The sequence below is a fragment of the Opitutus sp. genome (assembly GCA_024998815.1).
In the GTDB taxonomy this organism is placed as follows: Bacteria; Verrucomicrobiota; Verrucomicrobiia; order Opitutales; family Opitutaceae; genus Rariglobus.
In genome coordinates this window covers 581295-596233 of sequence record JACEUQ010000001.1, presented here as the reverse complement: position 1 = coordinate 596233, position 14939 = coordinate 581295, and the positions used below count along the sequence as shown (strand labels likewise).

Here is a 14939-nt window from a genome sequence, read left to right as displayed (position 1 = left end):
TGGCAGATCCAACACTTCGCCCGTGCCCGAGCTGTAGGGCGTCAGCACGCGGTCAGTGCCTAGGCCGCAGCCAGACGGGCGAAACGCGCCAGCACGCGCTCGCGGCCGAGAACGCGGAACAGGCCGGTCAAGCTCGGGCCCACGTTGGTGCCGCTCACCGCAAGGCGCGCTACCGACTGGTAATCGCCAAAACCCAGCCCCTTTTCCGCCGCCAGCGCCTTGATCGCTTCCTCAATCGCCGTGTCGCTGGAGAAATCGGCCGTCCTCAGCAGTTCGCTCAACTCGGCCAGGCGCAGCTTGGGCTCGCCCTTGCCCATGACTTTGTCGCGCACCTTGGCGTCGACCGCGAAATCATCGGTGAAAAAGTACGCCGTGTACGCGGGCAACTCTTCCAGTGATTTGATCTTCGGCTGGCTGAGCAACAGCACCTCGCGCAGGTAACCGGGCTCGGCCGCCAGCGCCGCCGCCGTCACCGGGTTGGCCTGTTTTTCGAAATACACGCGCGCCCGCGCCACGAAGTCGTCGGCGGGCAACTCCAGCAGGTAGGCCATGTTCATGTGCGCGAGTTTCTTGTCGTCGAAGCGCGCGTTGCTCTGGTTGACCCCGGGGAAATCGAACAGCGCAATGATGTCGGCGATGGGCATCTTTTCGCGGTCGTCCTTGGGCGACCAGCCGAGCAGCGAGAGAAAATTGACCAGCGCCTCGGGCAGGTAACCGCGTTTCTGATACTCTTCGATCAGCGCGCCTTGGTCGCGTTTGGACATCTTGCCTGGCCCGTTTTGTTTTAAAATCAACGGGATGTGGGCAAAGGCCGGCACCGGCGCGCCGAAGGCTTTGAACAACTCGACGTGCTTGCTGGTGTTGGAAAGGTGATCCTCGCCGCGGATCACGTGGGTGATCTGCATGGCGATGTCATCGACCACGTTGACGAAGTGGAACACCGGGTTGCCGTCGGAGCGGAAGATCACGAAGTCCTCGTCCTCGACGCGCTCGACGCGGCCGCGGATCTGGTCGTCGATCACCGTGGGCGCGGTGGCGACTTTGGTGACGGTTTTCTTGCGGTGGTCGTCAAACACCTCGGAGCGTTCGCCGAGCAGCTTGAACCAGATGGCGCCGTCTTTTTCGTAGGTGCGGCCGGCGGCGGTGAGCTTGGCCAGATACTCCTTATAGATTTCGCCGCGCTCGCTTTGGCGATAGGGGCCAAAGGCGCCGCCGACCTTAGGGCCCTCGTCCCAGGTCATGCCCAGCCAGGTCAGGCTGTCGTAGATAACGTTGAGGAATTCCTCGCTGTTACGGGCCTGATCCGTGTCCTCGATGCGGAGGATAAACGTGCCGCCGGTGTGACGGGCATAAAGCCAGTTAAACAGCGCGGTGCGGGCGCTGCCGATGTGGAAAAAACCGGTGGGACTGGGAGCAAAACGAACGCGAACGTTGGACATGGTGGTTTAAAAAATGGGCTCGGGCCGAAGCGCGAAAACCAGCAGCAAGAAGTAACCCACCCGTGGCTGTCAAAGCCTGTGCGCGGGTAAGTCCCCACCGCGGAGCCCCCTCCCTCGGCGGGACGACCTCCGTGTCGTCCGTGCTGAAGCACGGTTCAAGGCCTGAGAGCCCAACCGGCATTTTGGCTTATTCCTGATCCCCTACTGACGGCTTAGGCTGTCCGCCACTTTGCGCGCCAGCTCGGCCATGCGATTGGAGTAACCCCACTCGTTGTCATACCAAGCGTAGAGCTTCACCATGCGTTTGTTCACCACCATCGTGGAAAGAGCGTCGATGGTGCTCGATGCCGGGTTGCCCTTGAAATCGATCGACACCAGCGGGCGCGTCTCGAAACCGAGGATACCTTTTAGCGGCGCAGTCTCGCTGGCGGCCTTGAGCAGCGCATTCACCTCCTCCACGGTGGTGTCGCGTTTGACCTGAAAAACGCAGTCGGTAAGCGAGCCGGTGAGCAGTGGAACGCGTACGGCGTGGCCGTTGAGTTTTCCGGCCAGTTCAGGGTAAATGAGTGCAATCGCGGTGGCCGAACCGGTCGTCGTGGGTATCAGCGATAAGCCGGCGGCCCGGGCGCGGCGCAGGTCTTTGTGCGGCGCATCGATGATCGTCTGGGTGTTGGTGGCGTCGTGCACCGTGGTGATCGCACCGTGCTCAATGCCGAGTTGCTCATGGATCACTTTGACCACCGGCGCCAGGCAGTTGGTCGTGCAGGAGGCTGCGGTGAGGAGGCGGTGTTTGGCCGGCTCATAGAGACCGTCGTTCACGCCCATCACGATGTTAAGCGCGTCGCCACCTTTCACCGGCGCGGCAACGATGACTTTCTTCACGCCTCGATCAAAATACGGCGCGAGGGACTCCGGGGTGCGGAACTTCCCCGAGCACTCCAGCACCACGTCGATGCCGTGGGCTGCCCAATCCACGTCACCCGGCTTGCTGTGGGCGGTGCAGACCACGCGGTTTTCGCCAACACGAAAGCCCTCGCCCTCGGCGATCGCTTCCTGTGCCCAACGCCCCTGAACCGAGTCAAAGTTCAACAGATGCGCACAGGTCTCGGCGTCAGCTTTGGGGTCATTCACTAACACCCAATCAAACTCGGGCCACAAGGCGGCCGCGCGAAACGTGAGGCGCCCGATGCGCCCGAATCCATTGATAGCAATACGTGTCTTTTTCATGATTTTTCCTTCTTAAAAATGGGCTAACACGAGCAGCCGCGTTTTTTTACCGCACCCCGCCCGCCGCCCAGGGGACTGCACGCGAGGTCCTGTTTGGCGAGCTTGGCCAGGTCACGCTTAAACACCTCGTTCGCCGCCACACAGTCCAGCAAACAGGCCAGGTTGGCCGCCAGCTCCGGCGTGCGCTCCGCCGCGGGCGGGAGGGCGTAAATCATCCAGCTGCCTTGCCGACTCGCCGTGACCAATCCGCGGACCTTAAGGTAGCCGAGGTGTTTGGAGATTTTAACCTGCGGCTCGCCGAGCACGGCCTGAAAATGGCACACGCACAGAGGGCCGCGGAGCAGTAGGTGCAACAGACGCAACCTCGTCTCGTCGCACAGGCACTGGTAAATCTCCACGAGTTTCACTCCGCGAGTACATTCCTTCCAAGGAATACAGATCAAGCCCCGAACCACGGCGTCACCTGATTGTCACAAGGCGGAGTGGAGCATTGCCAAACTTCGGCGAATCTCCCACTTCGCTACCTTCCCTTATGAAAAAATACATCGTCGAGTTCATCGGCACCTTCTTCCTCGTGTTCACCGTCGGCATGGCGGTCCAGAGCGGCAGCCCCTTGGCCCCGCTGGCCATCGGCTCGGCCCTCATGGTCATGATCTTTGCCGGCGGCCACGTTTCCGGCGGCCACTTCAACCCGGCGGTCACGCTCGCCGTTTGGCTGCGCGGCAAGTGCGAAACCAAGGACGTCGTCCCCTACTGGCTGGCCCAGCTCGCCGCCGGCGTGGCTGCCGGTTTCATCGTGGTTGCCCTCAAGGGCCAGCCTACGCTCGGCGCCGCCTCGCATGAGGTCGTCCCCTCGCTGATCGTCGAATTCCTCTTCACCTTCGCGCTGGCCTGGGTGGTGCTCAACGCCGCCACCGCCAAGGGCACTTCGGGTAACTCGTTCTACGGCCTGGCCATCGGCTTCACGGTGCTGACCGGCGCAGTCGCTGTCGGTGGCGTTTCGGGCGGCGCGTTCAACCCGGCGGTGGGCCTGGGCGTCGTGGTGATGGGCTTGGAGAAAATCAGCCAGCTATGGATCTACCTGGCAGCCGATCTCGCCGGCGGCGCGGTTGCGGCCTTGGCGTTCAAGGCCACCCACGACAAGGGCGAATAAACCGATCCTGAAACACCTCGACGTCTGGTCGGGGCTACAAGCTTCAGGAAACAAAAAAAGGCCGGACGAAATTCGTCCGGCCTTTTTCATATCCACCCTTCAACGCGAGCCGCGCATCAAGCGGCTCTTCGGCTTGGCCAGCGGTGCGGCCTCGGCGATCGCCTTCTCGTCAAACAGGGCTGAATAAACGTAGGGGAATCCTTCCAGTTTTTTGCGCTCAATGGTCGCGCCGATGAAGCGCTCGATCGACCGCGCGTCGCGCACGTCTTCCTCGGTCACCAAGGTAAAGGCGTCGCCGGTGGCCTGGGCGCGGCCGGTGCGGCCGATGCGGTGCACGTAATCCTCGGCGTTCTCGGGCACATCGTAGTTGATCACATGCGACACGCCGGCGATGTCCAAACCGCGGGCGGCGATGTCGGTGGCGACCAGCACCTCGAAACGGCCGTCCTTAAAGCCCTGCAGCGCCTCGACGCGTTCGCGTTGGCTGCGGTCTGAGTGGATCACCCCGACGGTGTGTTTCTCGGCCAGCAGACGGTGGGCGATGCGGTCGGCGCCCATCTTGGTGCGCGTGAAGATAATGATGCTCTTGAACTCCGTGCGGCGCAGCAGCTCGATGAGCAAGTCGAACTTCTGGTTGGCGACGACCGGGTAAAACGCGTGCGAAACGGTTTCGGCGGCCGAGCGGCGCTGGCCGATCTTGATTTCGACCGGATCTTTGAGCGCCCAACCAGCCAGCTGGGCCAGTTCGGGCGGCATGGTGGCGCTAAAAAAGAGGGTCTGGCGCACCTGCGGGCAGCGCTGGATGATACGCTTCACATCGGGCAAAAAGCCCATGTCGAGCATGCGGTCGACCTCGTCGAGCACGAGAATTTCCACGTCGGCCAGGCTGGCGGTGCCCTGCTCAATATGGTCGAGCAGACGGCCGGGGGTGGCAGCGATCACGTCCACGCCACGGGCCAAGTCATCGCGTTGTTTACCATAACCCACTCCACCATAAACGACAGTCACGGTCAGGTCGGTGTACTTGGCGTATTTCTGAAACGCTTCTTCGACTTGCAGCGCGAGTTCGCGGGTGGGCTCGAGCACGAGGCAGCGTGTTTTTTTCTGATGCGAACCGAGGCGGTGCATGAGCGGCAGGGCAAAGGCGGCGGTTTTACCCGTGCCGGTTTGCGCCGAACCGATCACATCCTGGCCGGCGAGGACCACGGGGACGGCCTGGGCCTGGATCGGAGTCGGCTCGGTATACCCCATCTCGGCCACCGCAAAGGCGATGGCGTCGTTTAGCCCGAGCTGGGTGAAAGAGGTGTCCTGCTTGGGAATCTCGATGGGCGCGACCGGTTTGATCGGGGCGCGAGTCGGACCGTCGAAGGACTGGTCGATGGCGGGACGCTCGCGTTTTTCACCGCGCTCGGGCTGGCGGGGAGCGTTGCGGCGAGAAGCACTCTCGTTGGCGTCGCGGGCGAGGCGCGCAGGCGCGTTAGGCTGGCCCTGGGGTTTGGGCTTGGCGTGCGCTGGCTTGAATTCGGACTTAGGCCCGCGCTCGTGAGGCGACTTATCGCTGCGAGCGTGAGGTTTGGAGGGACGGGGTTTAACGTCGTAAGCGGGATGGCCGCCCTTGAGTTCGGGCTTGGCCTTGGCCGAAGGAGCGAACGTGGCGCGCAGCTTCGAGATGATCTTTCTTAACATGAATGAACGGGTTGAAGCGGCCAGCGTCAGCGAAACCCCCGGCTTTGCAACCTTCGATGTGGCCGCCCCGGGCTTGGTCAGCGCCGATTCATAGCGGGAAGTTTACCGAGGTAAGTGCGCGGAGCGCGCGACGGTCATGATTTTCGGACATGTGGGCGATAAAGTCGGAGGTATAAAGGTGGCGTTTTTTAGTTCGTTGACCGCGCCAGTGCATGAACAGGCTGTTGGCCCAGCGGTTGAACATGCCGTGGATGCGCACCGCGTTCGGGCGGCGTAATCGGCAGCGATCATCCTGGCGCGAGGCGTCGAGGCGGGCATGCAAACCGGTCTTGATTCCCCAGTGCGCAATGTTGACCTCCAGCCATTGGGCGGGAGTCAACTCGGCGGCGGGGCGACTGGTGATCAGCGCCACGGTCTCGGTGGGCTTGCCGTGGCGTTTTCGGCAGATTCTCGCGGCTTGCGCCACCAGGGGGAAGCAGGCGCTTTCCGCGCTCAACTCGCGCGCCACCAGGGTGCGCGTCACGGGGTGCTTCTTTTCCTGGGTGGTACGTTGCTCGGCAGCGGGATCTTTTAACGGGTCAAAAAAGGGGCGCCCGGATCGGGCACTTGCGCTGCTACGATTTTCTGCAAGCCGGGCTGATTGCCTTTGACGGTGAACAGGTAGTCGCCGCCATGCTCCAGTACGATCGCCCGCGCGGTGTCCGCCTGGGTATGCAGGGCATCAAGGCTCACGAGTTTATCGACCAAATCGAGTCTCTCACACAGGGCGCGGGCGGCGGGAATCTCGTTACTTTTTTCGGCGACGACCTCGCTGCCGAGATAAAACAAGCTCGGCGAGGTAACCGCGGTCACGACGTTTTGTCCGCCGCTGTGCTTGGGGACTTTGCCGTCGATGACCACGATCTCGGTGGCGGGAGGCTCGCCTCGCACCTGGCGTTGGTGGGCGAGTAAAACCTCCTCGATGCGCGCGGCCTGCACACGGGCGAACAGACGGCTGAAGGTGGGCTGGCTGGGAGCGCCGTATTTGCCGCGGCGGCGGATCACCCCGAGGGCTTGGCGTTGGACCGGGGAGAGCCGGCGGGCGAAAGCGGCCAGGTCACGTTGGCCGCGGGGTGCTCCGGCCAGATAGGCCGCCGCCGTGATCGCCAGCAGCGCGTGCAAGGGATAGGCCCCGATGTAGGCGCGGTATTCAGGCACTTGCCGGAAGGCCTCCGCCAGGCTGATTAAATCGGGGGCCTTCAGGGTACTTCGCACCGGAACTTTCGCCTCCACCGCAGCCAGCGAGGGTTTGATCTGCCCTGCCTGAAGAGCTCTCCGGGCCCGGGGCTCCAGCTCGCGCACAAACAAGCGCTTGGGCTTGGCGTGGTGCTCGTAGTAATCGCGCGACTTACGCGTGTTGCCCTTGGTCAGGCCCAACTCGGTCCACCCGGATGCCTTGTATACACTTCCCGTAAAACGCTCGGGGTCGACGAAGGTTTCCCCGACGAGCACGGGGTGCTCGTAACGCGACTGCCAGTCGGCACTGAGCCGGCCGAGCACCCGGCTCAAAACCGCCGAGCCCAAGTTGGGCACCGCCGGCTTGGGCAGCAGCAGGAACCGCACGTTGTTGACCACCAGCGCCAATCGGCGTCGGCGCTGTTCTCCACTCCAGCCAATCCACGCCTCCCGGCCGCGCAGGTGCAGCGCCGCCGCCGCAAACACCAGCACCGCCACCCAGGTGCCCTGCGCATCGCTCACCGCGTACAGCAGCCGCTCGCCCACCGGTTTCACCGCGCCCAGATAGTGATGCTCCTCAAGCAGCCCCTGCGCTCGGGCGTTTAACTCGGGGCTGTCTAGCACCTGCACCTGCAAGTGGCGCAGCGAAATCACCTCCCCTTGGGGGTTCGACGGGTTCGTTTCGGCCGGCATCATTCACCCAGCCAAAATGATTTCCTGGGGCTTGTCCCGCTTATTCCGCTCCTTTGTTAGTATTCAGGTGTTTAGCTGTTCAATGAATCGGCGGTGGGGCTTGGTTTTGGCGCTTGGCTCGGTCCTTGCGCTTCACACACTCACGATCCGCCTCTGGCACCGCCCCACCCCATGCAAAATCAGATTCGTTGGCTTGTTCGTATCGGTCTCGATCAAAACCTGTTTACCCGCGCCCACGCCCTCGCCGTTAAGGCGGCCCTCGGCACCGAGGTCGAGTTGATGGATTTCGCCCAAAAACTCATCGACGACGGCCATGTGGCGGACGAGCAGCTCGACTCCCTGGAGCGGGTCCTTGACCTTGCTTTCACCAAGGGAAAGGACGGCCCGCCCGCCGACGACCCGTTCGCCACAACGGTGGCAGCCGCCGCACCCGGGCCCACCCTCAGCTTGCGTAAAACCACGCCGCCGCCAGCAACCGCCGCACCGGCTCCTGCCGACGCCCCCCCTGCCTCAGGCCCCGCGTCACTCCCCGTGCTCGCCTGGGAGCAACTTGGCTCGATGGACGCACCCGCCCTCGCCGCCGCGTTGAATAAACTCCTGCGCGACTGCGCCCGCTACGGTGCCAGCGACCTGCACCTTTCCGCCGGTATGGTTCCGTTTATGCGGCGTAACCGCGCACTGGTTACGCTCGGCCAGCACCGGCTCACCGCCGAGGAAGCCCTGCGGCTCAACCTCGCCCTGCTCACCCCCGAACAACGCGCCCTGTATCAGGAGATCCGCGACTTCGACTACGCCCTGGCCCTCGACGCCAGCAACCGCTACCGGGTGAATCTGATGTTTCACAAAGGTGGCGCCTCCGGTTCGTACCGGATGGTGCCCGCCCGCATCCCACGCCTCGAAGAGCTCGGCCTGCGCAACCTCGACGACGTCAAAAAGCTGCTCAATTATCACAACGGCCTGATCCTGGTCACCGGCCCCGTAGGCTCCGGCAAAACCACCACCCTCGCCGCCCTCGTTGCAGAGCTCAATGCCAGCCGGCAGGACCACATCATAACCGTCGAAGACCCCATCGAGGTGGTCCAGCCCGCCCAGCAGTGCAACCTCACCCAGCGCGAAGTCGGCGCGCACACCGCCAGCTTCGCCTCTGCCCTTAAAGGAGCCCTGCGCGAAGACCCCGACGTCATCGTGATCGGCGAACTGCGCGACCTGGAAACCATCGAGATGGCCATCACGGCGAGTGAAACCGGCCACTTAGTGATCGGCACCATGCACACCAGTGACGCCGCCACCACACTCAACCGCCTGCTCGACGTCTTCCCTCCCGCCCAGCAGGCGCAAATCCGCGCCAGCGTGGCCGAGAGCCTGCGCGGCATCCTCTGCCAACGCCTCCTGCCCACAACCGACGGCGGCCTCGTGCTGGCCGGCGAACTCCTCGTGGCCAACTCCGCGGTGATCGCGCTCATCCGCGACGGCAAGACGCAGGGCCTGCGCAACGTCCTCGAAACCGGCAAACGCGAAGGCATGTATTTGATGGAAAACGTCGTCTTCGAGCTCTGGGAACAGGGCAAGATCACCGCCGAAACCGCCCGCAAAAACATCAGCACCCGCATGCTCCAGGCCAAAATCACCTGAGCCTCGCGCCCTCCCCCTCCGCCAACTCGTTCTCGTTCTCTTAATCTTACTCGTTCTCCTTTCAGTTCTCCTTCTTTGGCCCAAGCGCCACAACATCGAGAACGAGTAGGAGTAAGAGTAAGAGAACGAGTTAAAGCCCCCGCCCCCTCATCTTTTTTTTAAATGGCCGTCATCGACTCACTCCTCCGCACCATGCTCGAAAAGGGCGGCTCCGACCTGCACCTCACGGTCGGACTGCCCCCCAAATCCCGCATCTCCGGCAACCTCATCCCGCTCGCCGACACGCCCGTCACCGCAGCTTACATGACCGAACTGCTGCAAGGCATCTGTCCGCCGGCACGCTGGGCCCAGTTTTTGGAAAAACGCGACCTCGACCTCGCCCACGAAATCCCCGGCCTGGCCCGTTTCCGCGGCAATTTTCTCTATAACCACTGGGGGCAAGCCGCCGTCTTCCGCCAGATCCCCTCGAAAATCCTCTCCTTCGACGACCTCAAGCTGCCCCCGGCGCTCAAAAAACTCTGTAATCTCAACGAGGGTCTGGTGGTGGTGACCGGCCCGACCGGCAGTGGTAAATCCACTACGCTGGCCGCGATGATCGATTATATTAACGACACCTCGGCGCGGCACATCATCACGATCGAGGACCCAGTCGAGTTCGTGCACCAAAACAAAAAGTCGGTCATCGTCCACCGCGAGGTCGGCGACCACACCCGCTCCTTCGGTGCGGCCCTCAAAGGCGCGATGCGCCACGACCCCGACATCATCCTCGTCGGCGAGATGCGCGAGCTGGAAACGATCAAGCTCGCACTAAGTTGCGCCAGCATGGGCATGCTCGTCTTCGGCACGCTACACACCAACAACGCTCCAAAAACCATCGACCGCATCATCAACGCCTTCCCCGCGCAGGAGCAAAACCAGGTCCGTGTGATGCTCGCCGGCTGTCTCGCCGGCGTGGTGGCGCAGTTGCTCTGTAAACGCGTGCCCAAAGGCCGCTGCGCGGTCCATGAGATCCTCATGCAGCACGAAGCCCTGCCCAACACGATCCGCAGCGGTCAGATCAACAACATCCGCGCCCTGATCGAAGGCGGCGGGGCCGACGGCATGATTACCATGGACCAAAGCCTGTTGGCCCGCGTGCAAGACGGCAGCATCGAGCCGAAGGAAGCCTACCTCAAGGCGGCCAACAAACCGCCCTTCGCCGCCCTGCTCAAACCCGGCGATCTCGAAGGCGGCCACTGAGGGGTGCGCCACGGTTTTTGCGCGCCCCACACCCGTAGCCCAACGCCTATTCACCGCTTCGCTAAGCGACTAAAATCAGCCCAAGAAGCCAAAGCTTTGCCACCAATACGCGTTGCGCGCCTGAACCGTTCAGTGAGTTGGGCGCGAAGCCTAGATCGATCACCGCGCGATCTCGACGGAGGTCACGCGCCACGAGGCGGATAATTGAGAGGCATTGGCCCGGTTACTGGCCAAGGAAAACTGCTCAAGCCCCAAGTACGGCGCGCGTTGAGTCAGCGATTGATAAAACGCAATCAGCGCCCCCATGTCGGAATTGCGGGCCGAAAACTGAACCGAGTGCACCGCGAACTGACTGGAGCGCACGGTGCGACTGTCAGAGACGTCGTAGTTGGAAAGCCCTGCCGAACGGGCCAGCATATTCAATTCCCCCTGCAGGCGCACGCTGTCAAAACTCCGCGACGGGTCGAGATGCTCGACGGCCAGCGTAGCTTCCTTCTCGATACGGTCACGTTGCAATAACCAGCGCTGCTGCACATCCAAGTCGGTCGAGGTCACCCGAATCGCGCGCACCTGAGCGGCCACGCGTTCGCCCACTCCGGACAGCCAGATAGCCGCACCAAGCAGGGTGAACGCCAGCAGCAGGATTTTTTCGCGCAGGAGGCGACTAAGGAAAAAAGCTTTCATGATGTGACCTCCGGAACAGTTGGCGCCGGCACGGGATCCGGTGCGGTTTCTTTAAATGCCTCAGGACGAAAGGTCACCACTAGCTTGAAGGTCGAAACCCCGTCACGGCTGCGCGGGTCAACCACCTCGGCCTTTTGACAACTGGCGAGCCTGTTGAGCGCGGAGCGAAACACGTCGATATCCCCCGAAGCACTCGTCTGAGCCTCGACCTCCAGCTTATAAAGGCCGCTGGTCACCGTACGCATAAATTGAATCGAATCGGGTCGAACGCCATTAACCAGCGCCAGCATCTCGAAAGGAAGCAGCCGCTTATTGGAAAGCTCTTCAATGCGCGTCGCCAGAGCCTGCGAGGTCATGATGGCCTCCACCACGGGCTTTTGCCGCGCCTCCAGCACCAAGCGGCGGCTTTGCCAGAACGAGGTGCCCACCAGTCCCAGTTCGAGGAGCGCAGACAACGCGATGGCCGCCGCGCACCCCAAGAACGTGCGCCATAAGATCACATCGCGGCCGTGGGCACGGCGTCGGGATTCCAGCTCGCCCTTGTCGCGCACATCGAGCGGAGCGACCTCGTTGGCGCCAAAACGCGATTCCTGCGCTCCCGTGCGGAAAACGAACTGCTCTTGTGCTGACGCCGCGTCGAACACCGGCTCTGCTTCCAGCTTCACCACGTGCAGTTTCTCGGGAAACGCCCCTAGAAGGGCCGCACGAGCCGCTTCACGGTCGGCCTCGGTCGCCTCAACGGGCAACGGCTCGACGCGCACCTGCGACGGAACCCCGCTCGCATCGGCAAAATAAAGTCCAGTCACACTGCTCGCACCCGGCACCACCACTGCAGTGGCGGACAATGGAGCGGGACTACCATTAAGAACCGTAACGAAGTTCGGTAAAACCGCCTCGGCATCAGCCCACGTCGAAACCTCGTCGGCGGTGAAACGCTTCCGGTAAGCGGCATAGATCAACACGCTCGTCGCGCCCGCTTTCCAGTAATGGCCGTAGTAAAGTTGCGCCACCGGAAAGGGCGCAAGGGCCTCGATGGCCAACTCCGCTTGGGCCGCCACGTCGGCTGCGCTTGTCCCCTCGGCCACGGCAACTGAACGGACAAAAAACAACGCGTCGGCCACCCGCACAATGTGTCGAGGTGGTGCGGCGGGTAAAAAGCGTTTAAACGAAGTGAGGCTCATGCAGACGGTTCAGCGGTAGAGGCAGGGGGCGGAACAGCACTATCGTTTTCACGGATTTCGAGAAACGTAAACGGGTATTTGAGATCGGCGGGCTGGCCGGAGGTTTTATCTGCCGGGGGCGCACGCCTGGGATCGGACTTCTGGGCGGCTTTGTTGGAACTGACCGCGGCTGGACTCGCTTCGGTCGCTACGCTGCTGGCTGAGCTGGCCGGGGCGACCTTGGCGCCGCCCTCCGGAGCCACCACCGCCATCAAGCGGAAAGAAGCCAAGCCCTGCCGAACCGTCACGGTAATCCGCAGCGCACTCACTTTGTACCCATAGCCCAGTTTCGCGAGTTGCCCTCCCGCGACTGCGGCAACGCTGCGCCCGCTTTTGAAAAACCCTGGGCCTTGGCTTTGGTACGAGCCCGCGCCAGATAGGAATTCGGCCACCCGCTGCTGCTGCTGCGCGTCGATGGTTTCAAGTGCCAGCAGGGGCTCGAGCCGATTGCCGTTCAGGTTGGGCGAATCGAAATCATAAAGCGAAAAGGTGTCGGTGAAGCGTTGATACATCTCTGTCGGAAAACCGGTGACTTCATCGAAAAACACCTGGCGCACGCCCTCAATCGCAGCCAATTCGGCAAATGAGCGCAGTGACCGTCCCGGAGGAACAAAGGGCAGTGCCGTATTTTCGTAATCCGTTAAGGTCGGTGCGCCAATCGCAGTCGCGGTGTGATCCTTTTTGATCCAACCCAGCAGTGAGTCCGTGAGGCGCTCGGCATCGGTTTGGGGCACCTGCCAGGACTTGAACACCGCGATGAGCATCTCCGCCTTCACAGAGGGAAGCGGCAACTTGGCGCTCTCGTCCTCCAGTGAAACCTCCACCGTACGTCCCTCGGCAGGCGTGTAACCGGCAAAGCCGAGCGGGTCACCCCAGCCTTCGGCCGGACCGTGAAGCCCGTCCCCGACCACGCGGAAGTCCTCCAGCACGGCGAGGGTCGTCTCGAGAGCGGAGTAGGCTTCCTGCCGCAAGCGGGCGGCATCGGCTTCCCGGATATCCACCAGCAGATCGGTACCCGCTTTTTCTATGAACAGAAGCAGGGCCGAGGTGGCGAACACCAGCGTGACGAGCACGATGAGCAATACGGAACCGCGTCGGCAAGGGGATGGAAATCGAGAGAAGCGACGCATGTTAAAAAGCAGGGATTCCCTGAGTTCCTGCGGGCAAGACAATCAACACTTCCTGCGAACGGGTGCGATAGGTGAACTTAAGGCGCAGCCGCTGCGGGGCGTCATACCCACCCTGAGCGTTGCGCCGAGGCTGGGTTTCGTTTTTCCAATTCTTGAAATCCGCGTCGTAATAATCGTACCCTAGGCCCGTGACCAAAGGCGAAACCACGGTCTCGCGCGGGGGTTGTTCCGCAAAATCCTTTTCCACCCGCGAATGCCACAGCAACAAAAGGCCTGCGCCCTCGCGCACCGATAGCGAACACACCACTTCGGGCAGCGGTTGCCCCGGCCAGACGAACAGGCGGCTGCCCTCGAAGAGTTCAAATGTGAGCAACGTCTCGGTCACGCCCGCCTGGGTGCGAATCTCCGCCATGGTAAACGGGGGGGCATCGGCGGAAGCCGCCGGAGGTCGAGCCGCGGCACGCAGCTCATGCTGCATAAACCTCGTGACCGCCCGAATGTGCTGATCGAAGAGGCGCAGGTCGGTGTTGCGTCCCCATAATTCGCCCATCGAAAAAACAAACGTGTTGAGCCCCACCATCAGCAGCCCGGCCAAGGCGAGCGCGAGTAATGTCTCCAAAAGAGTGAATCCGCGCCGCTTCATTTGTTGACGCGCTCCTGCAGCTTAAGGATTCGATCGCGCGAGGCGGTGCGCAGGGTGGCGCGGTCGGTCGCCACCGACCAGGTCGGCCGTAGCAGCCGGAAAACCTCACGGACTTTCTGGCTGTTGATTGTGTCTTGACCGGCGATTTCACAATCGAACGTGACGGCGAAGAGATCGGCCTGTGAGGTGGGCTCGATGGTTGCCGTCCAGTGTACAGCCCGCCCGTCCCCCGCCGCAAAATCCCCACCCCGCCGCGCCAATTCCACATCGGCCTGGGCGAGCAACTGCGCCCTCGCAAACTGAACCTCGGGGTCGCTCACCGTAGCCCGGCGCGCCACCTGGTAACCGTTGAGCACGTTGACGTAGCCCGTCCCCAGTACCACCGCGGCCATGGCGAAAAGCGCCAAGGCCACCAGTACCTCCAGAAGTGTAAAAGCTGAGGGAGGCGTGCGGTTCATCGGTCGGCTAAGGGCGCAAGCATGGGGGCGCATGTCCACGGGTCGATTTCAAGCACCCGAGTTTGAGTGCGGCTCTTCAATTGCACCCGAAATGGCGAACATGTCCCGTCCCCATAAAACGTCACGAAGGGTTGAGTACGCGTTTCGACGAGCTCACCGGCGATGAGAATAGCCGAATACGTCGACGGCGATTTCGGCGGGAGAAACTCGATCTCCGCGATTTGAGTGGGAACGAAAGGCATGCGGGTTTCTGCGGCCGAAGAGGCGAGGATAAATTTTCGCGACTTCGCATCGAGGCTCAGACGCACCGATTGATTCTGGAGCAGTGCCTCCTTGCGAGCGGCCGAAGCGGCCGACCAAAACAACTCGTCCGGGGTCTTGGGGCGATCGCCGAGCAGCCGAGAAGTTCCTACCACCAACACCCCGGTGAGCAAGGCGATCAGGGCGATTGTCACCAACACTTCGAGCAGCGTGAAGCCCGACCGGCCAGCGGCTATTCGAGGAATGGATACAGACATAG

At 62.3% G+C, this 14939-nt stretch carries 15 protein-coding genes; 3 read left to right on the top strand and 12 right to left on the bottom strand.

All coding sequences use genetic code 11. The features are described 5' to 3' along the window. Window positions 1-59: 59 nt before the first annotated feature. The 3 genes from H2170_02555 to H2170_02545 all read right to left on the bottom strand — a co-directional run bounded on the left by H2170_02555 (window position 60) and on the right by H2170_02545 (window position 3073). The gene (locus tag H2170_02555; protein MCS6298972.1) at window positions 60-1439 is read right to left on the bottom strand and encodes a glutamate--tRNA ligase; all 1380 of its coding nucleotides are present in this window, start codon (window positions 1437-1439) and stop codon (window positions 60-62) included. 201 nt (window positions 1440-1640) lie between these two features. Further along, on the bottom strand, window positions 1641-2666 hold the full coding sequence (locus tag H2170_02550; protein MCS6298971.1) for an ArsJ-associated glyceraldehyde-3-phosphate dehydrogenase: 1026 nt from the start codon (window positions 2664-2666) through the stop codon (window positions 1641-1643). A gap of 23 nt (window positions 2667-2689) precedes the next feature. After that, the gene (locus tag H2170_02545) at window positions 2690-3073 is read right to left on the bottom strand and encodes a metalloregulator ArsR/SmtB family transcription factor (GenBank protein ID MCS6298970.1); all 384 of its coding nucleotides are present in this window, start codon (window positions 3071-3073) and stop codon (window positions 2690-2692) included. Window positions 3074-3198: 125 nt separating this feature from the next. Here H2170_02545 and H2170_02540 point away from each other — a divergent pair, with 125 nt between their 5' ends. Next, window positions 3199-3819: an aquaporin gene (locus H2170_02540; GenBank protein MCS6298969.1), complete on the top strand. Its 621-nt coding sequence runs from the start codon at window positions 3199-3201 to the stop codon at window positions 3817-3819. A 99-nt stretch (window positions 3820-3918) separates the two neighbouring features. On the opposite strand, the gene H2170_02535 is transcribed toward H2170_02540, so the two are convergent. The 3 genes from H2170_02535 to H2170_02525 form a co-directional block, all read right to left on the bottom strand. Further along, window positions 3919-5505 carry a DEAD/DEAH box helicase gene (locus tag H2170_02535; protein MCS6298968.1) on the bottom strand — a complete coding sequence of 529 codons (1587 nt, stop codon included), beginning with the start codon at window positions 5503-5505 and terminating at the stop codon, window positions 3919-3921. Between the two features lie 88 nt (window positions 5506-5593). Then, complete coding sequence (locus tag H2170_02530; GenBank protein ID MCS6298967.1) at window positions 5594-6028, bottom strand: hypothetical protein; 435 nt, start codon at window positions 6026-6028, stop codon at window positions 5594-5596. A gap of 47 nt (window positions 6029-6075) precedes the next feature. After that, window positions 6076-7416: an ISAs1 family transposase gene (locus tag H2170_02525; GenBank protein MCS6298966.1), complete on the bottom strand. Its 1341-nt coding sequence runs from the start codon at window positions 7414-7416 to the stop codon at window positions 6076-6078. Between the two features lie 168 nt (window positions 7417-7584). On the opposite strand from H2170_02525, the gene H2170_02520 reads away from it, so the two are divergent. Beyond that, window positions 7585-9045, top strand: a complete 1461-nt coding sequence (locus H2170_02520) for a PilT/PilU family type 4a pilus ATPase (GenBank protein MCS6298965.1) — start codon at window positions 7585-7587, stop codon at window positions 9043-9045. Window positions 9046-9207: 162 nt separating this feature from the next. Then, window positions 9208-10284: a PilT/PilU family type 4a pilus ATPase gene (locus H2170_02515; protein ID MCS6298964.1), complete on the top strand. Its 1077-nt coding sequence runs from the start codon at window positions 9208-9210 to the stop codon at window positions 10282-10284. Between the two features lie 159 nt (window positions 10285-10443). Here H2170_02515 and H2170_02510 read toward each other — a convergent pair whose 3' ends face one another. Genes H2170_02510 through H2170_02485 form a run of 6 tightly spaced genes read right to left on the bottom strand, consistent with a single transcriptional unit; the run spans window position 10444 to window position 14937 of the window. Then, entirely contained in the window at window positions 10444-10968 is a 525-nt protein-coding gene (locus tag H2170_02510; GenBank protein ID MCS6298963.1) for a general secretion pathway protein GspM, read from the bottom strand. Then, window positions 10965-12089, bottom strand: a complete 1125-nt coding sequence (locus H2170_02505; protein MCS6298962.1) for a hypothetical protein — start codon at window positions 12087-12089, stop codon at window positions 10965-10967. The genes H2170_02510 and H2170_02505 overlap by 4 nt, the downstream gene beginning before the upstream one ends. A 56-nt stretch (window positions 12090-12145) precedes the next feature. Continuing rightward, the gene (locus H2170_02500; GenBank protein MCS6298961.1) at window positions 12146-13261 is read right to left on the bottom strand and encodes a general secretion pathway protein GspK; all 1116 of its coding nucleotides are present in this window, start codon (window positions 13259-13261) and stop codon (window positions 12146-12148) included. A 58-nt stretch (window positions 13262-13319) separates the two neighbouring features. Beyond that, window positions 13320-13961 carry a prepilin-type N-terminal cleavage/methylation domain-containing protein gene (locus tag H2170_02495; protein MCS6298960.1) on the bottom strand — a complete coding sequence of 214 codons (642 nt, stop codon included), beginning with the start codon at window positions 13959-13961 and terminating at the stop codon, window positions 13320-13322. Continuing rightward, the gene (locus H2170_02490) at window positions 13958-14419 is read right to left on the bottom strand and encodes a prepilin-type N-terminal cleavage/methylation domain-containing protein (protein ID MCS6298959.1); all 462 of its coding nucleotides are present in this window, start codon (window positions 14417-14419) and stop codon (window positions 13958-13960) included. The genes H2170_02495 and H2170_02490 overlap by 4 nt, the downstream gene beginning before the upstream one ends. Next, complete coding sequence (locus tag H2170_02485; GenBank protein ID MCS6298958.1) at window positions 14416-14937, bottom strand: prepilin-type N-terminal cleavage/methylation domain-containing protein; 522 nt, start codon at window positions 14935-14937, stop codon at window positions 14416-14418. Before H2170_02485 ends, H2170_02490 begins: the two co-directional genes overlap by 4 nt. Window positions 14938-14939: the final 2 nt, after the last annotated feature.